Consider the following 23,067-nt stretch of genomic DNA (forward strand, 5'->3'; position numbering starts at 1 on the left):
AAGCATGAAATTTAGCCACGATTCTTTTCAAGTTTTGCTAACAGGCTCGATGTATCCCAACGGCTGCCGCCTAGGGCCTGCACTTCTGAATAAAATTGATCGACTAAAGCAGTTAACGGCAAGTGTGAGCCGTTGCGACGCGCCTCAGTGAGTGCAATTCCTAAGTCTTTACGCATCCAATCAACCGCAAAACCTAAGTTATACTCACCCTGCCACATGGTTTGATAACGGTTTTCCATCTGCCATGATTGTGCGGCCCCTTTACTGATCACTTCGACAACTTTTTCGCCGTCTAATCCAGCGCTGCGGGCAAAATGCAGGCCTTCAGCAAGCCCCTGTACTACACCTGCGATACAAATTTGATTGACCATCTTTGTCAGCTGTCCTGCGCCCACCTCTCCTAGTAACTCCACACAGCGAGCATAAGCGTCGATGATAGGTTTTGCGCTATCAAATATTGACTGCTCGCCACCGGTCATCACGGTCAAGACACCATTTTCAGCACCCGCTTGTCCGCCAGATACAGGTGCGTCCATAAAACCAATATTTAATGACAGCGCGACCGCGTTAATTTCTCGGGCAACATCAGCAGAAGCGGTAGTGTGATCAACTAAAATACTGCCTGAGTCCATACCAGACAAAACGCCTGTATCGCCTAAGGTTACCTGACGTAAATCGTCATCATTACCAACACAAACAAAAACGAACTCTTGCCCTTCGGCCGCCGCTCTTGGAGTGAGTTGGTAATCCCCGCCATATTCTTTAGCCCAGGCTTGTGCCTTGGCTTCTGTGCGGTTGTATACTGTGACTTGATGCCCATGATTAACAAGGTGCCCGGCCATTGGGTAACCCATTACACCTAAACCAATAAATGCGACTTTAGCCATTTTGCTTCCTACTGTAGAGTGAGGTTCTTCGAGTTTTGACTTATTCTAATGGCTAGCCCTTAAATAAAACAGGAAAAACAGGCAATAAAAAAGCCAGCCCAAGGGCTAGCTCTCATAACAGCATTAACACGCAATTAAGGAACTTGTAAAGAAGGCTGTAAATCAACGTGGGCTTGCATTTCTGCACCAATCTTTTTACGCATTTCCATCAGGCGAATTGCAGATTCTCTTAATTCAATATCCGCCGGCAGTACAGGCTTCCAATCTGGTACTTCAGTCGGCTGGCCTTCATCGTCAACCGCCACCATCACTAATACACAGTGAGTGGTTAAGTGCCTATCTTGATCTTTAGGATCGCCCGCTTTTACATCAACACCTAGATGCATTGAAGTGCGCCCGGTATAAATCACTTTTGCCGTCACTTCAACTATGTTGCCCACATGAATAGGCTTAACAAATCGAATTCCGCCAGCATAAGCGGTAATACAATACTTACCGCTCCAACCTGCTGCACAAGCGTAACCAGCAAGGTCAATCCATTTCATCACGGCGCCGCCGTGTACTTTACCGCCAAAGTTCACATCCGCAGGTTCAGCTAAGAACCTCAGTGTTAATTGTCTTTCTTCGCCTGCCATGATTGGCCTCAATAATTTTGCTGACTATTGAGTATTTTACGTCAAATTCTTTACATCAGCACCTATTAACCAAACTGACTGACTAAAAAGCTGCCGGTTAACACTGATGGTAAGGCTAAACGATAAAGCCATAGTTGAGATTTCTCTCTTAAAAGACGGCCGCCGTTAAACAAGGTATATGCTGCCACGCCAGCTAAAAACAGTCCCATTACTTCAATACCAGCAAGGACACTATTGGCATTACTCACATCAATTGCGGCAATAAGTAAGGCAAACCAAACAACTGTAAAAGCTGCTACAGCTAAGTTGAAGGTTTTAACACCTAATTGCAGTTTGGGAAAACGGGTTGCTGACTCACCACGAATAAGTTCATTAATGTTGGCTGTAATAATGCCTAGGATTGGCATAATAGGAATAACAATTGGATTAAGCACTTTCGTGTCCCTTAGGTAAGACCTGCATTAAGCTCATCGCTTGAGCTGACGCTTGCAGTATCTGCCTAAAGATCTCTATTTTCTAGCGGCTTTTTAGCAAATTAACTAAGGTTAATCTTAGCGTTATCCTCTTTTAATAATGCGTCAAAATTGTGTGAACTTGTTCATGATTTTGCCTTGGCTCTAGCAATAAAAAAGCGCCTTGTGGCGCTTTAAAATATACGGATTAGCTACCAACGGAGCTCATTTACACTTTTTTGAAAAGTAGTGAGCCGTTAGTACCACCAAAACCAAACGAATTACATAGACCGTAGTCAAACTTATAATCACGAGCGGTGTGTGGCACAAAGTCTAAATCACAGCCTTCATCTGGGTTATCAAGATTCAATGTCGGTGGGATAATTTGATCTTTCAATGCCAAAATAGTGATAATCGCTTCAACAGAGCCGGCAGCACCAAGCAAGTGGCCTGTCATTGACTTAGTCGAGCTAACAAGTAAGTCATAGGCGTGATCGCCAAACACTGACTTAACCGCTGCCGCTTCTGCTTTATCGCCTGCAGGCGTCGAAGTACCGTGAGCATTGATGTAACCAATCTGTTCACGGGCAACTTTGGCATCATTAATCGCATTCACCATAGCTGCAGCTGCGCCAGCACCGTCACTTGGTGGCGATGTCATATGGAACGCATCACCACTCATACCAAAACCAACGAGCTCTGCATAGATAGTCGCACCACGTGCTTTAGCGTGCTCGTACTCTTCGACAACCATCACGCCCGCGCCATCACCAATAACGAAACCATCACGGTCTTTATCCCAAGGGCGACTTGCCGCTTCAGGGTCGTCGTTACGAGTAGAAAGTGCTTTAGCAGAGCCAAATCCGCCAACTGCCAATGGGCATGTGACGTCTTCTGCGCCGCCTGCAACCATAACATCAGCATCGCCATAAGCGATAGTACGCGCGGCAAAACCGATATTATGAACACCTGTAGTACAAGCGGTAGTCACCGCAAAATTTGGCCCGGTCATGCCATATTTAATCGACAAGTGACCAGCAATCATGTTGATGATGGTGCTTGGCACAAAAAATGGAGAGATTTTACGAGGTCCGCCCTTAAGCATAGCCGAATGGTTTTGCTCAATCAGTGGCATACCGCCCATACCCGCACCAATAGCGGTACCGACACGTGCAGGATCTAGCTTGTCCATCTCAAGGCCAGAATCTTCAACAGCTTGAATACCAGCAGCCATGCCGTACTGAATAAACAAGTCCATCTTACGCGCGTCTTTGCGAGACATGTACTGCTCGACATCAAAGTCTTTTACAGAACCACTAATACGAGTCGTGAACTCGCTAGCATCAAATTTAGTTATCGGCGCGATACCACTCTTACCAGAAATCAGGGCCTTCCAAGAAGAGTCCACTGTATTTCCCACTGGGCTAACTAAGCCTAAGCCCGTTATGACTACTCGACGTTTAGACACGCGGTCACCTTTTTACTTTAAAAATGAATAATGATGATAGCTGCAAAGAAGTTGAACTACCAATACCTATACCCTGTATTTGAAAACATGGTGTCAAAGGGTATGTGCCAGTTCTGGTTGGAATAATACTCATCTAGGTCAATAAGTATTGAGAAAGCGAAGATTAAAACGTTATGTCAACCAGCGGCTTTTACAAACAAAAACAGGCGGCAAAAATGCCGCCTGTTTTCAAGAATTCTAGATTACTGATTCTTAGAAACGTAATCGATCGCTGCTTGAACAGTAGTGATCTTTTCAGCTTCTTCATCAGGGATCTCGGTGTCAAACTCTTCTTCTAGAGCCATAACCAACTCAACAGTGTCTAGAGAATCTGCACCTAAATCGTCAACGAAAGATGCTGCTGATTTAACGTCTTCTTCTTTAACACCTAGTTGCTCGATGATGATTTTCTTTACACGTTCTTCGATGTTGCTCATTAGTTTTCTTTCCTATTCAAATTACGCACTTGCGCAAGATTGCGAGTAGTTTATTGAATTTGGCAGACATTGCAAGCTCAAATTTCGTGGTCTAACCACAATCAAGCCTGCAGTTGATGCAGATCACCCTAGGGCGATAACAGTCTGCCGTTCCCTTTAAACCATGTACATGCCACCATTTACGTGGAGAGTTTCTCCAGTAATGTAAGCAGCAGAGTCCGACGCTAAAAAGAGGACTGCGTTAGCAATTTCCTGCGCCTGACCAAGTCTTTCCATTGGTACCTGAGACATAATAGCTTGTTGCTGCTCATCCGTCAGCTCATCTGTCATGTCAGTCTGGATAAATCCAGGAGCAATAGCATTAACTGTAATTTGACGAGATGCAACCTCTCTTGCAAGAGATTTTGTAAATCCAATCAAACCAGCCTTTGCTGCAGAGTAGTTAGTCTGGCCTGCATTGCCCATGGTACCTACCACAGAGCCAATATTGATAATACGGCCGTGACGCTTTTTCATCATAGGACGCATTACCGCTTTTGAAGTGCGGAAGATAGACGTTAGGTTAGTATCTACGATATCTTGCCATTCGTCATCTTTCATTCGCATCAACAAGTTGTCACGGGTGATGCCAGCGTTGTTAACAAGAATATCAACATCGCCAGCATTCTCTTTAATCGTTTCAAACAAGCTTTTTACAGAATCAGCGTCAGTCACATTTAAAACAAGACCATGGCCTTTATCGCCTAAATACGCTTGAATCGCTTCAGCGCCACGCTCACTGGTTGCTGTACCAATAACAACGGCACCAGCTGAAACTAATGTTTCTGCAACTGCGCGGCCAATACCACGGCTAGCGCCTGTTACTAGGGCAACTTTACCAGTCAGATCAAAACTTATACTCATCAGATTTCCTTATTCGGTCAACGCCGTTAATGATGCCACGTCGTTTACAGCTTGCGCTGAAAGCGAACGATCAATGCGTTTTGTTAGGCCTGTCAATACTTTACCAGGTCCCATTTCAAACAGATTAGTGATCCCTTCAGAAGCCATCAGCTCGACAGTCTCAGACCAACGAACCGGACAATATAGTTGACGAACCAAGGCATCTTTAATATCAGCGGCAGACTGAGCGCTAGCCACATCAACATTATTGATAACTGTAACCGCTGGCTCATTAAACTCTATTTCGTTAAGTGCTACGGCAAGTTTATCTGCAGCTGGCTTCATCAATTGACAATGTGACGGTACGCTTACAGGCAATGCAACAGCCATCTTAGCACCGTTGGCTTTACATAGTGCTGCAGCGCGCTCGACAGCCGCTTTTTCACCAGCAATAACCACTTGGCCAGGGCTGTTGTAATTAACAGGGCTAACAACAGCGCCTTCAGAGGCTTCTTCACAGGCTTTTGCTATAGCATCATTATCTAAGCCGATGATAGCAAACATAGCGCCAGTGCCAGCAGGAACAGCCTGCTGCATCAGTTGACCACGTAGTTCAACTAATTTGATCGCTGCTTCAAAATCGATCACGCCCGCACAAACAAGTGCCGAGTATTCACCTAAACTATGCCCTGCCATCACCTTTGGTAATTCTTTACCAGAAGCGATATAAGCACGGTAAATAGCAACACTTGCTGCTAATAGAGCAGGCTGTGTCTTATCGGTTTCATTAAGTGTTTCAACTGGACCTTGCTGAACCAAAGCCCATAAATCGTATCCTAGAACACTGCTTGCTTGAGCGAAAGTCTCACCGATCACACTATGAGCTTCGGCTAACTCAGCTAGCATTCCTATTGCTTGAGAACCTTGTCCTGGGAATACAAAAGCCGTATTTTCCATATTATTCTACCTTTTTAAATCGACGCCTTTTGATTATTATCAATAAGGCCTTATCAAAGATGATATCTAAGACAAAAATTAAAAACGAACTAAAGCACTTCCCCAGGCAAATCCTGCACCGAAGGCTTCAAGCAACAATAGCTGGCCACGCTGTATACGGCCATCTCTCACGGCTTCATCAAGTGCAATCGGTACAGAAGCTGCAGAAGTGTTACCGTGTTTAGCAAGGGTCAACACCACTTTATCTAAACTCATATCGAGCTTTTTAGCCGTGGCTTTAATAATTCTAAAGTTAGCCTGATGCGGTACAAGCCAGTCAATCTCTGATTTATCGATATTGTTATGACGTAATGTTTCTGTCACCACATGAGACAGCTGAGTGACGGCAACTTTAAATACATCATTGCCTTTCATTGTCATATAACCCACAGCTTCAGAGGTTTCTCCTTTACGCGGTGGGATTGAACATTTAAGCAGATCGCCTTGTCGACCATCAGCATAAATGTGTGTAGAAATGATACCCGGTTCTTCTGAGCGACCAACAACAGCAGCTCCCGCGCCGTCACCAAACAAAATAATGGTTGAACGATCTTCAGGTTCACACAAACGAGAAAGCACGTCAGCACCAATCACCAGTACATTTTTAGCTGCACCTGATTTTACAAACTGATCCGCGACAGACAGTGCATACACGAAACCAGAACAAGCTGCTGCGATGTCAAATGCAGGAATGGTATGAACGCCTAACATGGCTTGAATTTCACATGCTGCCGCCGGAAACGCGTTGCTAGCGCTGGTCGTTCCGCAAATGATCATGTCGATTTCAGAAGCTTCGATACCCGCCATTTCAATGGCTTTTAACGCAGCTTGATACCCCATAGTCGAAACAGTCTCATCCGCTGCCGCGATTCTGCGTTCTGAAATGCCCGTGCGCTCCACAATCCATTGATCTGTGGTTTCGACCATTTTTTCTAGATCGAGATTACTACGCACCTGCACCGGTAGATAACTACCAGTACCAAGAATTTTTGTATACATAAGGAATTTATCAGCTATTAATGTCTAAAAGAATCGACTCTAGACGATCTTCGATCATCTGTGGGAGTCGACGTTGCGCTTCGGTTACTGCCAAAGTAATTGCTTGTAAAAAAGCAGCTTCATCTGCGCACCCATGACTTTTTACTACAATTCCGCGCAATCCTATCAGACTTGCGCCATTATAGTGGTCGGGGTTCATCTGATTTAACAAAGAACGTATACGTGGAGCGATGATTTTAGCGAGGAGTTTGACAAAAAAACCGTCACTTAGGCTCTTTTTCAGTTGATGGATCAACAAACGCGCAATACCCTCTGAGGTTTTCAAAGTAATATTACCCACAAAGCCATCACAAACAATCACGTCTACATTACCAGAGTAAATCTCATCACCCTCAATAAAACCGGTATAGTTTATTTGAGGAATTTGTTGCAGCAACTGACCAGCCTGTTGAACCTGATCATTACCTTTAATTTCTTCAATGCCCACATTGAGTAAAGCAACTTTAGGTGACACCGTTTTATCGACGGTTTCACAAAGCACCGAGCCCATCACCGCAAATTGGAATAAAGTTTCGGAGTCACAGGAGATATTGGCACCTAAATCGAGTAAATATACAGGCGTGTTATTCACCGCTGGTAAACAGCTTACCAGTGCTGGGCGGTCGATCCCCGGCAAGGTCTTAAGTAGCACTTTGGACATCGCCATCAATGCACCAGTATTACCTGCGCTCAGGCATGCTTGTGCTTTACCGTCACGCACTAATTCAATGGCTAGGCGCATCGAGCTTTGCTTACGGTTTCTTAAGGCATGGACAGGTCGATCGGACATCGCAACCACTTCGGTCGTATGTTTAATCTCAATGCGACGTTTTATCGCTGGTTCGGCAGATGCTATATACTCGTCTATCAGGGTTTTATCGCCCACGAGTACGATTTTTAGGAGGGGGTTTAAGCGAAGTGCCTGCAAGGATGCAGGCACTGTGATGCGGGGACCAAAGTCGCCCCCCATCGCATCTAACGCAAGCGTCAGATTTGTCATAAGGGTCTCAACAAATTACTTGTTGATAACCTTTTGACCACGGTAGAAACCGTCCGCAGTCACGTTGTGACGACGGTGAAGTTCACCACTCGTTGCATCCACAGATAATTGAGCTGTGCTCAAAGAATCGTGTGAACGGCGCATACCGCGCTTAGAACGAGATTTTTTATTCTGTTGTACAGCCATTGGCCCTGTCTCCTAGATTACTTGCTCTTCAGTTTTTCTAACACTGCAAACGGATTTGGACGCTCCTCTTGAGCGGGTTCGATCTCGCCTACTACTATATCTTGCTTACCAAGATGACAATCTTCATTCTCATGCATGGCAATCAAAGGCATAGCGACTATCAATTCATCTTCGATCAATTGATGCAGACGAATTTCGCCAATTTCATTGCACTCAATAGGCTCATACGCATCCGGGAGCTCATCGATTTCAGCTTCAGTCTTACAAAGTCCAAAGCTAAACTCGACCGTAACCTCAGTGGTAAATAGTGTCATACAACGTTGACAATCCAGAGTGAGCTCCGTCACAGCCTTCCCGTTAAGGTAGACTATCCCCTGTATATCGACGCCACATTCAAGCGACACTGCCACATCAGAACAGTCGCCGGCACATAATTCATTTAATCGCTTTAACTGCTTACCAGGCACCGAGCCTTCATATGAAATCTGGCTACTGGCAGCGCGAACGGGATCAATTGAAACCGGTATCTTTACTGTTTGCATAAGGCGCGCATTTTAGGTGAATTTTAGCAGAAGTCAATACTCTTGTACGTTCAAGATGAATAACCACTGTTTGATTCAGCTAAGTGAGTTGTTAGGTAACCACATTGTACAAGAAACAAAGCCGCCAATACATTATATTTCGCCTATAAATGCGTTTAAGTGTTCGTAATTCCATCGGCTAATTCTATTTTTGTGATGCTGTTAATAAAGCGGCTCGATAAATACAGCTAGGTAGCCTTGGTTTCCCCCTAAATAAATCACTTTATTGCAACACCAGCGCCTTTAACTTAAGCAGTTGAATATTTTAAATTTCACTTCTATTCACCTAATAAGATCGTAGCCGCCCTAGCTTTTAACTCGGCAATGCTTGGAACATGAAGCTATATAGTCAACTCCACACGACAAACTATAGGCTAATTTTCACCCTTATTGAGATGATGAGTACCTGAGGCCCAGTGAACGACGACATGATCAAGACGCGCAATCCCTTCTCGTGCAAGTGCACCTAATACCATCGCAATTAGAATGGTCGGATAAAACGGGCGGCTCACATCCCCACTTAAGTGAACGACTACAGACAACATGATTAAAATCGCAATCCATAATTTAAGCATAACCTTGCTCCTCAGCGTTTAAGTTCCAACACAGAATACGGTTTAAGGCCTGTATGCAAGCTGAATACTGTTTCATCGAGTCAACCAGAACTCCGCTTGAATGTAAGCTCAACGAATCAATTACTAAGCAAAGAGTTATTGCGATATCTAAAACAGCTGAAGTTATCACGATACCCCTTGCTAACCAGCGGCAACTTTAGTGACAATACTGAATGGCTTCTCAAGCATTCCCGAATATTACAAGGCCTTACTATGTCCATACCTATCGTTCTAGCTTCAACCTCTACTTTTAGGCAAGCGCTCCTTAAAAAGCTCGAGTTGGAGTTTAGCTGCTGCTCGCCTGATGTCGACGAGACACCACTTGAGAATGAGTCCCCTAGCGAACTGGTTTTGCGGTTAGCGAAACTAAAGGCCGAGGCTGGAGCAATACAACACCCAAACTCTATTGTTATCGGCTCAGATCAAGTCGCAGTGATAAACAACCAAATCATCGGTAAACCACTCAACCGTGAAACAGCCATAGTACAGCTAACGGCTGCCAGTGGTCAGGCTATAACTTTTTATACAGGCCTCGCCGTTCATAATGCAAATACCGGCTCGGTTGAAGCGATTGTCGAACCCTTTACTGTCCACTTTCGCTCATTGACTTCAAAGCAGATCTGTAACTATGTTGATATCGAGCAGCCTTTTTACTGTGCTGGGAGTTTTAAGAGTGAAGGCTTGGGTATTGCCTTATTTGAAAGGTTAGAAGGTAAAGATCCAAACACCCTTATTGGACTACCGTTAATTTCTCTTATCGATCTGCTAGAAACTCAGGGCGTTCATGTTTTATAACGCCTATGGCTAATCAGCCCAGTGACACCGAGTAAATAAAAAGCAAATCTAGTACTGTTAAACTAAAATCAGTGCTAACAAATTAAGCTTGCTCGTTAGAGGCCTTAATCAACGAATAATATCATTAACTTCGATTTGTCAGTTTTTTACTATATGACGAATAAATAAATTGCCTAATTTTGATTATGCTCGCGTGTGACTTAAGAGAGCGTCGCGGAGTAAGTTAAAGTCATTCAAACTTCAATTTACTTAGCACAGATTAATGGACTAACTGACCGTATATGTATCTGGGATAGGGATATGACCAATATAGAACAAGCGCTCGCTCTACTCGCTGCACCTTATACCGATGAACATTTTTTTACTCGAGCCCTAAAAGCGTTAACCTTAGTCACGGGTTGTCGCTGGGCAGGGTTTGGCCGCCCTACCCCTCAAGAAGGATTCGGCGAAGTCATTGCTTTTTTAGATGGTGAAGAAAACCTACCTAGCTTTGAGTTTGAACTAAATGGTTCACCTTGCGAACAGGTGTATCTGAACGAACAATGTCACTTGATCTTTAACCGCAACCTTCAGAGCCTCTTTCCTGATTTTGATTTAATAAAAACACTTGGCGCCGATAGTTATCAGGCGGAGCAAATTTTAAACGAAAGAGGGGAAATAATCGGTCATATTTTCGTACTGGATTCAAAACCCCAAAAAGAAGACAACAAATCAAACGGATTTTTCAGGCTAGTTGCGCAGCGAATAGGAGTTGAATACCAGCGCCATACCATAAATCTTGAACTTGAGCAGCGACAGAAGATGATCGCTTTATCCGAGCAGTATATGTCTTTTGTCGATACCAACTATATCTATCGCGTGGTATCGAAAGGCTATGAATCATTATTTAATCTAACTCAAGATCAGATCATCGGCAAAAGTGTTTTTGAACTTCATGGACGAAACGTTTTTGAAAATCAAATAAAACCTTTACTCGATCGCTGCTATCAAGGAGAACAGATAAAGACTCAAATTTGGGTTCATCCTCCTCATCATAAAAGGCCCATTTTCTTAGATGTGCACCATACCCCTTATTTCGATGCCTTCGGCCAAATCAAGGGCTCTATTGTTTCGGCTCATGATATTACTGAGCTTGAACAAGCTAAGAGCAGAATTGAGTATTTGGCGAATCACGATAGCCTAACCGGGTTAGCCAATCGGCGCGCATTATTTTACCAATTCGAGAAGTTACTTAAAGTGGCAAGGAGTGGTAGCGCAAGAGTCGCGATCGCCTATTTAGATATTGATGATTTTAAATCCATTAACGACAACTATGGCCATCAGGTTGGCGATCAAGTGCTCATCGAAGTGGCTGACATTTTAACTCATGCGAGCTTACAGGATGATACCGTAGCACGAATAGGAGGGGATGAATTTATCTTAATCAAAACGTTTGAACATCAACTTGCGCCATTAAATGAACAAGTCCTACTCCATGACCTGCGAAAACAACTGCAACATGCGTTGTGTACCCAAGTTTCCATTAATGGTCATAAGATAGAAATCAGCGCAAGTATCGGACTTCATTTAGTCAATGACACGTCAGCGGAATTAGCATCACTAATCAATCAGGCCGATAATGAAATGTTCAAAAACAAACAAAGCGTGCCTATTCACCAATGAAAACACGTTTACTTGAACGCAAGCTTGAAATTTGACCATTAGCAGCGTTCAATACGATAAACAGCTAAGCTAACCTAATACGTTAAGTAACTCTATCGGCCTATGGATAATGGCTTTTGGCTTAGCTAACAGTAGCTTTGACTCACTATGAGCGCCATAACTGACGCCAACAGAATCAACTCCGGCATTATTTGCCATATTCAGATCATGAAGAGAATCACCAACCATGATCGCACGTTCGGGCTTAACTTTAAGCTCTTCTAATAATTCGTGGATCATATCAGGGTTAGGTTTACTCTTTGACTCATCGGCGCATCTGCTCGATTCAAAGTGCCTTCCTAAGCCAGTTTCGCTTAACACACGATTTAAACCATTGCGCCCTTTGCCCGTAGCAACGGCTAGACGATAGTCACGTGCACTCAATTCATTCAGTAGCATTTCACTACCTTCAAACAGTGGGCTAGGTGTGGTGTTAAGCGTCAAATAATGCTCTTTATACGAATTAATCATGGGTTCGAAATCGATTGTAGGCAAAGCTGGATATAAGGTTTTTAACGCCTCTTCCATCGATAAGCCTATCACATCGCGAACCGCTAGCTCTGATGGACTGACAATTGATAGCGAGTGCGCCATCTGCTGCATACAAGTAACAATTTTACTGATGGAATCCATTAAGGTTCCATCCCAATCAAAGATGACTAATTCGTAAGGCTTCATACTTTCTTTAACTTCTTTAAGGTTGATTCGAGTATTGTGTCTAATGGCGCTTTAACTTGCATCACCTCTTCCGTCTCAGGATGAGTAAATTTCAACTGCGCCGCGTGTAAAAATAATCTATTTAGTCCCTGCGCTCGCATAGAGTCATCAAACTTTTGTTCGCTATACTTCTCATCACAAGCGATTGGGTGACCCGCAAATTGGCAATGTACACGGATTTGATGGGTACGCCCAGTTACTGGGCTTGCCTGGACCAATGTTGAATCGCTGTAGCGTTGAAGTACCTTAAAGCGGGTCTCTGATTCTTTACCCTCTTTATTAACACGAACAATTCGTTCACCAGACTTAAGTGTTAGCTTAAGTAACGGTGCTTTAATCACTTTGTCGTGATTTTGCCACTCGCCTCTAACTAGAGCAACATAGTCCTTTTGCATCTTCTTATATCTAAGTTGATCATGTAGATGTCTTAATGCACTTCGCTTCTTAGCGATAAGTAACACACCGGATGTTTCTTTATCTAAGCGGTGCACTAATTCAAGGAATTTTTGTTGGGTACGCAGCGATCGCATCGCTTCAATAACACCAAACTCAACGCCACTACCGCCATGCACGGCAATACCAGACGGTTTATTAAGCACAATTAGGTACTTATCTTCAAATAAGATGCGTTCTTCAAGCTGTGATACTTTGGTCAATTTAGCAGATGGACCTGGACGCCCTTCGCTTTCAGAGACTCTCACAGGAGGAATGCGTACCACATCACCATCGGCCAATTTATATTCAGGCTTTATGCGCTTTTTATTAACACGAACTTCGCCTTTGCGCACAATCCGATAGATCATACTCTTAGGCACGCCTTTAAGTTTTGTCAGAAGAAAATTGTCTATACGTTGTCCAACGTGGTCCTCGTCAATAGTAACCATTTGAACTTGTGCTTTTGGAGATGGAGTATTCATACTGCGCCGTTATGTATTTCGATGCGACGCATTGTACAACAACTGAAAAGAATTGTGCCTTTCCATTTGCTGATTTTATCTATTATTGCTATATTTCCCTCGCTATTGCTGACTACAACTGGATAAAACATCCTTAAGTCAGCCTTACATGACGGATCAGAACGAGACTAAAAACGTTTAAAGTTTGATAGTAAATCATTGATTTACGGGTCGTTGTATCAATAAAAAGGCAAGAACATACGCCTTCACGACTAAATCAAAATGCAAACCCAACTTACAACTGGTTTCTCGACTGAAACGCCCCCAATTTCGAAGAATAATTTTAACTCGTCGTCAGACGCTACCATTTCGAATTGGCATTACTGGAAAGTACTTAAAGAATTTATGGGGTTGGTTGACATTTAACGACGAATTCCTTGTTTTTTGTAAACATAAAAAAATAAGCCATAAATAGGATGCGACACGCAGAGAATGCGTCTAACAGCAATGCGCACCTTGCCTAGAGACCGACCGAGAGGTCCTGTTTAGTAATCCTAGGCCCGTAATGCAGTGAAATTTGTATCGTTTGGTGACCTTTATCATAGAAGAATTAAGTCATCATGAAACGGATGTTAATCAATGCGACTCAATCTGAAGAGTTGCGCGTTGCCCTTGTTGATGGGCAACAACTTTATGATCTGGATATCGAAAGCCCAGGACATGAACAAAAGAAAGCCAACATTTACAAAGGCACTATCACGCGAGTAGAACCGTCTCTTGAAGCGGCTTTCGTTGATTATGGTGCTGAACGTCACGGCTTCCTCCCGCTTAAAGAAATTGCTCGTGAATACTTCCCTAAAGGTTACTCTTTCCAAGGTCGTCCTAGCATTAAGGAAGTGGTTAAAGAAGGGCAAGAAGTTATCATTCAAATTGATAAAGAGGAGCGCGGCAACAAAGGTGCAGCACTAACAACCTTTATCAGTCTTGCAGGTTCTTACCTTGTTCTAATGCCAAATAACCCTCGTGCTGGCGGTATTTCACGTCGTATCGAAGGTGATGAGCGTACTGAACTAAAAGCCGCTCTAGCCGAGCTTGAAGTACCACAAGGTATGGGATTAATTGTTCGCACCGCAGGTGTGGGTAAAGATCCAGCAGAGTTAAAGTGGGACTTAAAAGTACTTCAGCACCACTGGGCTGCAATTAAAGAAGCTGCAGAAAGTGCACCCGCGCCTTTCCTAATCCATCAGGAAAGTAACGTGATTGTTCGTGCAATTCGTGACTATTTACGTCGCGATGTTGGCGAGATCTTGATTGACCACCCACGCATTTATGAGCAAGCAAAAGAACACGTTTCTCTTGTTCGCCCAGATTTCGTTGAGCGTATTAAACGCTATGACGCTGAAGTACCACTATTTACCCATTATCAAATCGAAACACAAATTGAATCTGCATTCCAACGTGAAGTACGCCTTCCTTCTGGTGGTTCAATTGTTATTGATCCAACTGAAGCCCTCACTTCTATCGATATTAACTCAGCCCGTGCAACTAAAGGCGGTGATATCGAAGAGACAGCACTAAATACTAACCTTGAAGCCGCTGATGAAATTGCCCGTCAATTACGTCTTCGTGACTTAGGTGGTTTAGTGGTTATCGACTTTATCGACATGACACCAGTACGTCATCAACGTGAAGTTGAAAAGCGTATGCAAGACGCCGTTCATCACGACCGTGCTCGCGTACAATTAGGCCGTATTTCTCGTTTTGGTTTGATGGAAATGTCGCGTCAACGTCTACGCCCATCACTTGAAGAGTCTGCTGCACATTTATGCCCACGTTGTCATGGCCAAGGTACGATTCGCGGTACTGAATCTTTAGCCTTATCTATTCTTCGCCTTATGGAAGAGGAAGCGATTAAAGAGAACACATCGCAAATTGAAGCGGTTGTGCCTGTTGATGTTGCCGCTTTCCTACTTAACGAAAAACGTAAAGCAATTCGTATCACTGAAAAGCGCCATAATGTTGAAGTGTATGTCATTCCAGATCCAAACATGACTACACCGGATTACCGTGTTGTTCGTCATCGTAAAGATGATGAGATCAGCGAATCTAGCTACAAGTTACTTGAAAAAGAAGAATCTAAGCTGTACGAACCACGCAAGCTTGAAAGAGCAGCTGCGCCACAACCAGCACTAAAAGGGTTCTCGACTCCTAAAAAAGCAGCTGTAGAAACTAAGCCTGCCGCTCCTAAGAAAGAGGAACCAGGTTTCTTCGCTAAGATTGCTGCTGCGATTAGCTCACTATTTGCTAGCAAAGAAGAGCCAAAAACGGAGCCTAAGAAGCAAGACAAAGACAGCCGTAATAACCAAGGCCGTAATAATAACCGTCGCAATAGCAATCGTCGCAACGACCCACGTCGTAACCGCAACGAGAACCGCAACGATGGTGAGCAAGCTAAAGACAAGCGTAACAAGAACAGTCGTAACGAAAGAAACGATGACCGTTCACAGGCGCAAGAAGACACGAATAAGCGTCAACCTCGTGCCGATAAGTCACGCACTCGTCAAGAGACTAGCAACGAGAACGAGCAACCAAAGCAAGAAGCTGCACGTGAACGTCGCCAGCGTCGTAATATGCGCCGTAAAGTGCGCGTGACAAATGAGACTGAAGAAACCAAAGTAGTAGCGGCTAAAACTGATGCCCCGGCGCCAGCTAAAGTCACTAACGAAGAAAAGCCAGCACGTCCAAAACGTCAACCTCGTAAGCCTAAGGCTAAAGTTGAAGCGGTTGAAACAGCAGAGCAAGCTGATACTGTTGTTCAGGTTGAAGCGACTAAACCAGTTATTGAAGCGACTAAGCCAGTAGTTGACACTCCTGTTGAATCGCCAAAGCCAGTTGTTGAAACTAAAGTTGAAACAGTGACTGAAGCAAATGTAGATTCGACAGAAGAAACCACTTCAGAAGAAAATACACGTGAGCCACGTGAAGGCCAACGCAGAAGCCGTCGTAGTCCTCGCCATCTTCGTGCAGCGGGTCAACGTCGTCGCCGTGATGGAGAAGCTGCTCAGCAAAATGAAGATAGCCAACCATTTGTTGCAATTGATCCAATCACGACTGTCGTGGAAAGCACTTCTGACGTTGTCGTCGTTGCACCAGTTGAGGCCAATGTTGAAGTTAAAACGGATACTCCTGCCAATGAACACGCCGCAGCTAAAGCCGAAGCGACTAGCGAAGCACAAGCTCCAACGGTTGCCCCTACAGAGGTAGTTACGGTTGAAGCAACACCTGCTGAAGCTGTGATTGAAGCTAAAACAGTAGAGACTGCTGTTGAAGCTCCAGCTGCCAAGCCTGAAGTTCAAGTTGAAGCCAAACCTGAAGTTCAAGTTGAAGCCAAGCCTGAAGTTCAAGTTGAAGCCAAACCTGAAGTTAAGCTTGTTGCTGAACCTGAGACTAAGGTAGAGGCTGAAGTCAAACCAGTGATTGAGCCAGCAGTTGAAGTTATGGCTGAGCCTAACGAATCAAAAGCGCCAAAGGTTGAATCTACGTCAAAAACAGCTTCAGCTCCAATGGCAAAGCCTGCAGCAATAGTGCCTAGTGTTGAACGTTCTGTAGAAGTAGAAGCACCAGCTCAAGTCCAATCAGAAGCTGTAGAGCCAAAAGCAGTTGAAGTTAAGGTTACAGAGCCTACTGAGATCGCTGTTGAAACCAAGCCTGTTGCAGCTAAGCCTGCGAGTCGTTTTGGCGCGATGGTAATGTCTGATACAACTAAGCCAACAGTTGAAACTAGAGACAATATCGCTACCCCAACAGGTCGCCAATATGATGTATCTGACGCTGTTGACACTGCAAAGCCAAGAACAGCAAACAGTGCAAATTCAGATACCGCTCGTACGTAAACTGAGTTAACTGGTTTATCTAAAAGCCATGCATTAGTGCATGGCTTTTTTATATTCAAACGGCCGCGAATTTGTTAGTATTCGCGGCCAACACCCCTTCCTATTCCAACAATAATTTAACAGAGGCTAAATGTTCGATCTTATTCGTCACAAAACTGCCAGTCACAGAGCAGATTTACTTTCAGGGCTCACCGTAGCCTTAGCATTGGTTCCTGAGGCGGTTGCATTTGCATTCGTTGCAGGTGTTGAGCCAATGGTCGGCTTATACGCCGCATTTATTATGGGATTAATAACAGCCTTGATTGGTGGCCGCCCAGGAATGATCTCTGGTGCAACGGGTGCTATGGCCGTTGTAATGGTAGCGCTTGTGGCTGAGCATGGGGTGCAATATTTATTTGCCGCTGTCGTACTGGCAGGCCTCATTCAAGTGTCAGCTGGCGTCTTTAAGCTCGGTAAATTCATTCGCATTGTGCCTTACCCTGTAATGATAGGTTTTGTGAACGGTCTAGCTATTGTGATCTTCCTTGCTCAATTAGGGCAATTTAAAACACCTGATGCAAATGGCGTAATGAATTGGTTACCTCAAGATCAATTGATACTAATGTTAGGCTTAGTCGCGCTAACAATGGCGATCATTCAGTTCTTACCTAAGCTAACAACCGCAATTCCATCTTCGTTAGCTGCGATATTAACTGTCACCCTATTGGTTACTTTTTTAAATTTAGATACTCGTACCGTACTCGATTTCCTTAAGTCAATGAGTGGCAATGACAACGCGACAATTGCAGGTAGTTTGCCAACCTTCTCAATCCCAGCAGTAGAGTTTACGTTAGAAACTTTATACATCATCTTGCCATACTCGCTGATCCTTGCTGCAGTAGGCTTAATCGAATCGCTACTAACGTTAACCGTTATCGACGAAATGACAGGTACACGTGGTCGCGGTAACAAAGAATGTATTGGACAAGGTGTAGGTAATATCACCAGCGGTTTCTTTGGCGCTATGGGTGGTTGTGCCATGATTGGTCAGTCAATGATCAACATCAATTCTGGTGGGCGTGGACGCTTATCGGGGATCACTGCTGCTGTTGCACTACTTGCCTTCATTCTGTTTGGTTCAGCGCTTATCGAAATGATCCCACTAGCAGCACTCGTCGGTGTAATGTTTATGGTCGTGCTCGGTACGTTCGAATGGGCTAGCTTTAAAGTGATGCGTAAAGTACCTAAGCACGATGCATTCGTTATTGTTCTAGTCACAATCGTAACTGTGTTTACTGACTTAGCCTTTGCTGTATTTGTCGGTGTTATCGTTTCTGCTCTTGTGTTTGCGTGGGAACATGCCAAGCATATCAACGTAGAAGTGAGTGAAGACCAAAATGGCTGGAAAGTGTATAAGCTAAATGGTCCACTATTCTTCGGTTCAGTTGCTGAGTTTTTAGAGCTATTTGATGCTAAGAGCGATCCTCAGGATGTGATTGTCGATTTCCAAAATTCACGAGTATGTGACCACTCAGCCCTAGATGCTATCGATACATTAGCAGAGCGATATGTTGGCACAGGTAAACGCCTACACCTACGTCATTTAAGTAATGACTGTAAGGAGCTGCTAGCAAAAGCGGGTGATTTAGTTGAGGTTAACTTAATTGAAGATCCACACTATAAAGTAGCTGACGATAAGCTTGACTCGTAAAGCTAGCTATTAAGTTTGAATCTAAAAAAAGACGGGCATGCCCGTCTTTTTTTAGATTCACTTTAGAAAATTGGGTTCTAAGAATAAATCAGCTACTTCAATTTATCCGAAAAAAGCGCTTTAACTTTGTCTACCTTAGGTTTCACCACCATCTGACAATAGGGCTGCTCACCATTTAACTCATAATAATCATTATGATAATTTTCTGCTGCAAAGAAGCCATCATAAGCGACCACTTGACTCACGATTGGCTTAGACCATACAGAGGCCTCAGTTAAATCAGATATCATCTGATTAGCGATTAACGCTTGCTGTTCGTTATGAATGAAAATAACCGAACGATATTGAGGGCCTACATCATTACCTTGACGATTTAAGGTGGTGGGATCATGACTGACCCAAAACACCTCCAACAAACTCTCAAAACTCACCTCGCTAGGATCGAATTCAATTTGCACTACTTCGGCGTGAGCCGTATTACCACTACAAACAGCCTTATAATTAGCATCATTAGCATCCCCTCCCGAGTAACCTGAAGTGACTTTACTTACCCCTCGAATGGAGGAAAACACAGCTTCAAGGCACCAAAAACAGCCTCCACCGAAAGTCGCAAGCTCAAATGCAGGTTTATTTTCAACCAGTTCATCGATTGGCTTGAATGTCATTGAAACCGAATTGACACAATGGCGAATATTTTTTGGCGTTAACAGTTCGCCTTCAAACACATGGCCTAAGTGCCCTTCACATTGACTACAAACAATTTCTACTCGCCTGCCATCGGCATCTATATTACGTTTAACTGCGCCTTCAATCTCATCATCAAAAGCAGGCCAACCACAATGGGCATTAAACTTACTCTCCGAGCGATATAAGGGTGCATCGCACCTCTTGCAACAATATACCCCTTGAGCATCGTGTTGATTATATTCGCCGCTAAAAGGCCTTTCTGTGCCTTTATTTTCAATCACATGCTTCTCAAAATCGGTTAGTTCTCGCATATCACCCTCTCTGCTCTGGGTACAACTATCTACTTAAAATCAATCAATTCTAAAAAGCTGATCATTCCATGTTTAGCAAACAAATAACTGCTAGCACGCCTCAATAGACCCGATACAATCACAAAATCTTTCTATATTGACTTAATTCTACTCTTTATAGGCTTGATTGACCCGTATTAGGCCATTCTAAATCAAAGACAAAAAGTCATAACTTAATCGTAAAGGTAATAAACTCGGTTTCTGTTCAATCAAATTTCAACTTTTTTTATTGATTTTTATACACGAGTGTCGCCAACTAACCAGCTCAATACTAATCAGTTATTCCTCTTTAAAGCCGGACTATTCATTGGTATAAACAATCAAAGGTGTGATCTAGCTCACTCACGTTTGATTCACCTGTTACGGCTCGTTAAACTTGCCAAGGGTTTAATAATAAGAAGAATTAATATGACATTAGAAACAATCGATTATCGAGCCACCAATGCTGCTGAACAATTTGTAGCTTCTCTACAAGAAACTGGCTTTGGTGTGTTAACAAACCACCCCATTGATAAAGAGCTAGTAGAAAATATTTACCAAGAGTGGCACGCATTTTTTAACACCGAAGAGAAGCGAGCATTCCTGTTTAAGCCTGAAACACAAGATGGCTTCTTCCCTGCTGAAATATCAGAAACAGCAAAAGGTCATAGCGTAAAAGACATCAAAGAATACTTCCATGTTTACCCGTGGGGACGTATTCCTGAATCGTTAAAAGACAATATTTTAAAGTATTACGATAATGCCAACGCATTAGCTTCGGAGTTACTGCAATGGGTTGAAGACTATTCGCCAGCAGAAATAAAACAGAAATTTTCAATCGCACTGCCTAAAATGATTGAAGATAGTCAGCGAACTCTTCTGCGCGTACTGCATTACCCACCAATGTCTGGCGACGAAGAGTTGGGGGCTATTCGAGCCGCAGCTCATGAAGATATCAACCTATTAACCGTACTACCCGCCGCAAATGAGCCCGGACTTCAAGTACAGTTAAAGGATGGAAACTGGATAGATGTACCCAGTGATTTTGGCAATCTGATCATCAACATCGGCGATATGTTGCAAGAGGCTTCTGGCGGTTACTTCCCATCGACGAGTCACCGCGTCATTAACCCTGAAGGTATGGACAAGACAAAGTCACGCCTGTCGTTACCGCTTTTCTTACATCCAAACCCAGAGGTCAAATTGTCAGATAAATACACAGCCGACAGCTACCTGATGGAACGATTAAGAGAATTAGGGGTAATTTAGCCTCAATAGCACTCAATAAGAGTCCAATAAGCGCCTTAGGGCGCTTTTTGTTTGTTAAACTTAAGCAGAACAAGGTAAAATCCCCTTAATTTAGTAATTTGATAGTAGAGCGCACACATGGCAATTCAGTGGTATCCAGGACACATGCACAAAGCACGAAAAGAGATCGAAGAGGTTATGCCTCAAGTCGATTTAGTGATCGAAGTGCTTGATGCAAGGATCCCTTACAGTAGTGAAAACCCTATGGTGCAAACGCTACGTGGTGATAAGCCATGTATTAAACTACTCAACAAATCCGACTTAGCCGATCCAGAAACTACCCAAAGATGGATTGAATATCTTGAGCGAGAGCAAGGCGTAAAGGCCATGGCTATTACTACCTTGCAGGCTTCTCAAGTTAAAAAGATCCCTGACTTATGTCGTAAGTTCGTACCAAGCCGCGACAAAATCGAAAAAGATATCCGCACTATGATTATGGGGATCCCAAACGTGGGGAAATCTACCATTATCAATACACTCGCGGGTAGAATGATTGCTAAAACCGGTAACGAACCTGCGGTAACCAAAACCCAACAGCGGATCAATTTACGCAACGGTATCGTACTATCTGACACCCCAGGTATTTTGTGGCCAAAAGTCGATAACGAGAAGAGCAGTTACCGCTTAGCAGTAACTGGCGCGATTAAAGATACTGCGATGGAGTACGAAGATGTTGCCATGTTTGCAGCCGAGTACTTCCTAACTGCTTATCCAGAAGCCATTGCCGAGCGTTACAAAATCAAGCAGATGCCTGATACTGACATTGAGCTACTAGAAGCGATTGGCCGTAACCGTGGTGCACTACGCCCAGGTGGAAGAATCGACCTGCATAAAGCATCAGAAGTGTTACTGCATGACTTCCGAGCAGGCAGAATTGGCCAATTGTCACTTGAGACGCCTGAAATGGCTGAGATAGAGAAAGAAGAAGTGGCTAAATTAATGGCAGAGAAGCAAGCAAAAGAAGACGCACGTAAAGAACAAGAACGCTTAAAGCGTTCTGGTAAGCGTTTAAGCTAAACTCTATTTTATTAAGTAAAAAGGCGCTATCAAAAGCGCCTTTTTATTTTTAAATCCATTATCTGTCTACAGATAAGTTCTCAGTATCAACAACGACTATATAGTGCCTCCGCTTCTATAGTCTCTCATCAGTTACAAATAACCATATTGGATCCGTCTTACAAGCTGCTCACAGCTATTCTCAAGTAAATCCAGAACCAACTCAAAGCCATCACCTGCACCATAATATGGATCCGGCACTTCTTCATACGCTTTCTGATAACAGTCAAAGTCACAAAAATCTAAAATTAATGCCAACTTAGTCTGGTACTCAGTGGGACAGATCCGCTTCAAGTCATCAAGATTTTGCTTATCAGCCGCAAGGATCAAATCAAAATCGACGAAGTCATCTGCTTTTACCTGCCTTGCTCGCATACCATCAAAGGCTAATCCTCGCTTGACACCTGCTGCTATCGAACGCTTATCCGGTGAATTCCCTTGGTGATAAGCAATCGTCCCTGCTGAATCTATCTCGATGTCTAACTGGGCTGCTTGTGCTTTTAATCTGAACATAGCCTCAGCCGAAGGTGAGCGACATATGTAGCCCATACATACAAATAGAACAGAAGAAATTTGTTTCATATCAGTATCCTAACTATGGTCTATACATTATTCAAATAGTAAGCGAAAAAGCAGGTTGTTAAAACAAATCAAATTACTTATATAAGCCTAGCTAGATAATCCTAAATTTTGATTATCAACAAAATCTTGATAATCATTCAACTCAAATGCAGTGTTTCAATCCTGAAGATAAATGTAGGATAGCCGCAACTTAATTTT

The 23,067-nt window shown here is 43.5% G+C and carries 22 protein-coding genes; 6 read left to right on the forward strand and 16 right to left on the reverse strand.

Annotated elements, in window-relative coordinates:
* Positions 1–11 precede the first annotated feature (11 nt).
* The 12 genes from Q1A86_RS12280 to Q1A86_RS12335 all read right to left on the reverse strand — a co-directional run bounded on the left by Q1A86_RS12280 (position 12) and on the right by Q1A86_RS12335 (position 9,176).
* Positions 12–887: an NAD(P)-dependent oxidoreductase gene (locus Q1A86_RS12280; RefSeq protein WP_299806917.1), complete on the reverse strand. Its 876-nt coding sequence runs from the start codon at positions 885–887 to the stop codon at positions 12–14.
* A gap of 134 nt (positions 888–1,021) precedes the next feature.
* On the reverse strand, positions 1,022–1,522 hold the full coding sequence (locus Q1A86_RS12285) for an acyl-CoA thioesterase (protein ID WP_299806919.1): 501 nt from the start codon (positions 1,520–1,522) through the stop codon (positions 1,022–1,024).
* Between the two features lie 65 nt (positions 1,523–1,587).
* Entirely contained in the window at positions 1,588–1,956 is a 369-nt protein-coding gene (locus Q1A86_RS12290) for a hypothetical protein (RefSeq protein WP_299806921.1), read from the reverse strand.
* A gap of 247 nt (positions 1,957–2,203) precedes the next feature.
* On the reverse strand, positions 2,204–3,442 hold the full coding sequence (gene fabF / locus Q1A86_RS12295) for a beta-ketoacyl-ACP synthase II (RefSeq protein WP_299806922.1): 1,239 nt from the start codon (positions 3,440–3,442) through the stop codon (positions 2,204–2,206).
* A gap of 242 nt (positions 3,443–3,684) precedes the next feature.
* Complete coding sequence (acpP, locus tag Q1A86_RS12300; protein ID WP_011496723.1) at positions 3,685–3,918, reverse strand: acyl carrier protein; 234 nt, start codon at positions 3,916–3,918, stop codon at positions 3,685–3,687.
* Between the two features lie 156 nt (positions 3,919–4,074).
* Positions 4,075–4,821, reverse strand: a complete 747-nt coding sequence (gene fabG, locus Q1A86_RS12305; RefSeq protein WP_299806925.1) for a 3-oxoacyl-ACP reductase FabG — start codon at positions 4,819–4,821, stop codon at positions 4,075–4,077.
* Positions 4,822–4,830: 9 nt separating this feature from the next.
* On the reverse strand, positions 4,831–5,757 hold the full coding sequence (gene fabD / locus Q1A86_RS12310; RefSeq protein ID WP_299806927.1) for an ACP S-malonyltransferase: 927 nt from the start codon (positions 5,755–5,757) through the stop codon (positions 4,831–4,833).
* Positions 5,758–5,835: 78 nt separating this feature from the next.
* Complete coding sequence (locus tag Q1A86_RS12315) at positions 5,836–6,795, reverse strand: beta-ketoacyl-ACP synthase III (RefSeq protein ID WP_299806929.1); 960 nt, start codon at positions 6,793–6,795, stop codon at positions 5,836–5,838.
* A gap of 10 nt (positions 6,796–6,805) precedes the next feature.
* A complete protein-coding gene (gene plsX / locus Q1A86_RS12320; protein WP_299806931.1) occupies positions 6,806–7,834 on the reverse strand; it encodes a phosphate acyltransferase PlsX in 1,029 nt (342 codons plus the stop codon).
* A 15-nt stretch (positions 7,835–7,849) separates the two neighbouring features.
* Positions 7,850–8,020 carry a 50S ribosomal protein L32 gene (rpmF, locus tag Q1A86_RS12325; protein WP_020913118.1) on the reverse strand — a complete coding sequence of 57 codons (171 nt, stop codon included), beginning with the start codon at positions 8,018–8,020 and terminating at the stop codon, positions 7,850–7,852.
* A 17-nt stretch (positions 8,021–8,037) separates the two neighbouring features.
* Positions 8,038–8,562 (reverse strand): 23S rRNA accumulation protein YceD, encoded by a 525-nt coding sequence (gene yceD, locus Q1A86_RS12330; RefSeq protein WP_299806933.1) that lies wholly within the window; start codon positions 8,560–8,562, stop codon positions 8,038–8,040.
* A 413-nt stretch (positions 8,563–8,975) separates the two neighbouring features.
* Positions 8,976–9,176, reverse strand: coding sequence for a hypothetical protein (locus Q1A86_RS12335; RefSeq protein ID WP_299806935.1), 201 nt, complete (start codon positions 9,174–9,176; stop codon positions 8,976–8,978).
* Between the two features lie 252 nt (positions 9,177–9,428).
* On the opposite strand from Q1A86_RS12335, the gene Q1A86_RS12340 reads away from it, so the two are divergent.
* On the forward strand, positions 9,429–10,010 hold the full coding sequence (locus Q1A86_RS12340) for a nucleoside triphosphate pyrophosphatase (RefSeq protein ID WP_299806937.1): 582 nt from the start codon (positions 9,429–9,431) through the stop codon (positions 10,008–10,010).
* 300 nt (positions 10,011–10,310) lie between these two features.
* On the forward strand, positions 10,311–11,672 hold the full coding sequence (locus Q1A86_RS12345; RefSeq protein WP_299806939.1) for a GGDEF domain-containing protein: 1,362 nt from the start codon (positions 10,311–10,313) through the stop codon (positions 11,670–11,672).
* Positions 11,673–11,741: 69 nt separating this feature from the next.
* Here the strand turns inward: Q1A86_RS12345 and Q1A86_RS12350 are convergent, their stop codons facing one another.
* Positions 11,742–12,389 carry an HAD-IA family hydrolase gene (locus Q1A86_RS12350; protein ID WP_299806941.1) on the reverse strand — a complete coding sequence of 216 codons (648 nt, stop codon included), beginning with the start codon at positions 12,387–12,389 and terminating at the stop codon, positions 11,742–11,744.
* Positions 12,386–13,345 (reverse strand): 23S rRNA pseudouridine(955/2504/2580) synthase RluC, encoded by a 960-nt coding sequence (rluC, locus tag Q1A86_RS12355; RefSeq protein WP_299806943.1) that lies wholly within the window; start codon positions 13,343–13,345, stop codon positions 12,386–12,388. Before rluC ends, Q1A86_RS12350 begins: the two co-directional genes overlap by 4 nt.
* Before the next feature lie 599 nt (positions 13,346–13,944).
* On the opposite strand from rluC, the gene rne reads away from it, so the two are divergent.
* Together rne and Q1A86_RS12365 are read left to right on the forward strand one after the other, a co-directional pair.
* The gene (gene rne / locus Q1A86_RS12360) at positions 13,945–17,217 is read left to right on the forward strand and encodes a ribonuclease E (RefSeq protein ID WP_299806945.1); all 3,273 of its coding nucleotides are present in this window, start codon (positions 13,945–13,947) and stop codon (positions 17,215–17,217) included.
* 130 nt (positions 17,218–17,347) lie between these two features.
* Positions 17,348–18,907, forward strand: coding sequence for a SulP family inorganic anion transporter (locus Q1A86_RS12365; RefSeq protein ID WP_299806947.1), 1,560 nt, complete (start codon positions 17,348–17,350; stop codon positions 18,905–18,907).
* 92 nt (positions 18,908–18,999) lie between these two features.
* Here Q1A86_RS12365 and Q1A86_RS12370 read toward each other — a convergent pair whose 3' ends face one another.
* Positions 19,000–19,905: a bifunctional methionine sulfoxide reductase B/A protein gene (locus Q1A86_RS12370; RefSeq protein WP_299806949.1), complete on the reverse strand. Its 906-nt coding sequence runs from the start codon at positions 19,903–19,905 to the stop codon at positions 19,000–19,002.
* A 447-nt stretch (positions 19,906–20,352) separates the two neighbouring features.
* On the opposite strand from Q1A86_RS12370, the gene Q1A86_RS12375 reads away from it, so the two are divergent.
* Positions 20,353–21,192, forward strand: a complete 840-nt coding sequence (locus tag Q1A86_RS12375) for a 2OG-Fe(II) oxygenase family protein (RefSeq protein ID WP_299806951.1) — start codon at positions 20,353–20,355, stop codon at positions 21,190–21,192.
* A gap of 117 nt (positions 21,193–21,309) precedes the next feature.
* A complete protein-coding gene (ylqF, locus tag Q1A86_RS12380; RefSeq protein WP_299806953.1) occupies positions 21,310–22,248 on the forward strand; it encodes a ribosome biogenesis GTPase YlqF in 939 nt (312 codons plus the stop codon).
* A 132-nt stretch (positions 22,249–22,380) separates the two neighbouring features.
* Here ylqF and Q1A86_RS12385 read toward each other — a convergent pair whose 3' ends face one another.
* Positions 22,381–22,869 (reverse strand): low molecular weight protein-tyrosine-phosphatase, encoded by a 489-nt coding sequence (locus tag Q1A86_RS12385; RefSeq protein ID WP_299806955.1) that lies wholly within the window; start codon positions 22,867–22,869, stop codon positions 22,381–22,383.
* Between the last annotated feature and the right edge of the window lie 198 nt (positions 22,870–23,067).

Source organism: uncultured Shewanella sp., assembly GCF_947497935.1.
In the GTDB taxonomy this organism is placed as follows: Bacteria; Pseudomonadota; Gammaproteobacteria; order Enterobacterales; family Shewanellaceae; genus Shewanella.

Bases quoted from the DNA above. Each gene is read 5' to 3' on its own strand.
- Q1A86_RS12350 (WP_299806941.1), bottom strand. From the start codon at position 12,389: ATGAAGCCTTACGAATTAGTCATCTTTGATTGGGATGGAACCTTAATG.
- Q1A86_RS12365 (WP_299806947.1), top strand. From the start codon at position 17,348: ATGTTCGATCTTATTCGTCACAAAACTGCCAGTCACAGAGCAGATTTA.
- ylqF (WP_299806953.1), top strand. From the start codon at position 21,310: ATGGCAATTCAGTGGTATCCAGGACACATGCACAAAGCACGAAAAGAG.
- rpmF (WP_020913118.1), bottom strand. From the start codon at position 8,020: ATGGCTGTACAACAGAATAAAAAATCTCGTTCTAAGCGCGGTATGCGC.
- plsX (WP_299806931.1), bottom strand. From the start codon at position 7,834: ATGACAAATCTGACGCTTGCGTTAGATGCGATGGGGGGCGACTTTGGT.
- yceD (WP_299806933.1), bottom strand. From the start codon at position 8,562: ATGCAAACAGTAAAGATACCGGTTTCAATTGATCCCGTTCGCGCTGCC.
- Q1A86_RS12315 (WP_299806929.1), bottom strand. From the start codon at position 6,795: ATGTATACAAAAATTCTTGGTACTGGTAGTTATCTACCGGTGCAGGTG.
- Q1A86_RS12285 (WP_299806919.1), bottom strand. From the start codon at position 1,522: ATGGCAGGCGAAGAAAGACAATTAACACTGAGGTTCTTAGCTGAACCT.
- acpP (WP_011496723.1), bottom strand. From the start codon at position 3,918: ATGAGCAACATCGAAGAACGTGTAAAGAAAATCATCATCGAGCAACTA.
- rne (WP_299806945.1), top strand. From the start codon at position 13,945: ATGAAACGGATGTTAATCAATGCGACTCAATCTGAAGAGTTGCGCGTT.
- fabG (WP_299806925.1), bottom strand. From the start codon at position 4,821: ATGAGTATAAGTTTTGATCTGACTGGTAAAGTTGCCCTAGTAACAGGC.
- Q1A86_RS12280 (WP_299806917.1), bottom strand. From the start codon at position 887: ATGGCTAAAGTCGCATTTATTGGTTTAGGTGTAATGGGTTACCCAATG.
- Q1A86_RS12345 (WP_299806939.1), top strand. From the start codon at position 10,311: ATGACCAATATAGAACAAGCGCTCGCTCTACTCGCTGCACCTTATACC.
- Q1A86_RS12385 (WP_299806955.1), bottom strand. From the start codon at position 22,869: ATGAAACAAATTTCTTCTGTTCTATTTGTATGTATGGGCTACATATGT.
- Q1A86_RS12370 (WP_299806949.1), bottom strand. From the start codon at position 19,905: ATGCGAGAACTAACCGATTTTGAGAAGCATGTGATTGAAAATAAAGGC.
- Q1A86_RS12340 (WP_299806937.1), top strand. From the start codon at position 9,429: ATGTCCATACCTATCGTTCTAGCTTCAACCTCTACTTTTAGGCAAGCG.
- fabD (WP_299806927.1), bottom strand. From the start codon at position 5,757: ATGGAAAATACGGCTTTTGTATTCCCAGGACAAGGTTCTCAAGCAATA.
- Q1A86_RS12335 (WP_299806935.1), bottom strand. From the start codon at position 9,176: ATGCTTAAATTATGGATTGCGATTTTAATCATGTTGTCTGTAGTCGTT.
- Q1A86_RS12375 (WP_299806951.1), top strand. From the start codon at position 20,353: ATGACATTAGAAACAATCGATTATCGAGCCACCAATGCTGCTGAACAA.
- rluC (WP_299806943.1), bottom strand. From the start codon at position 13,345: ATGAATACTCCATCTCCAAAAGCACAAGTTCAAATGGTTACTATTGAC.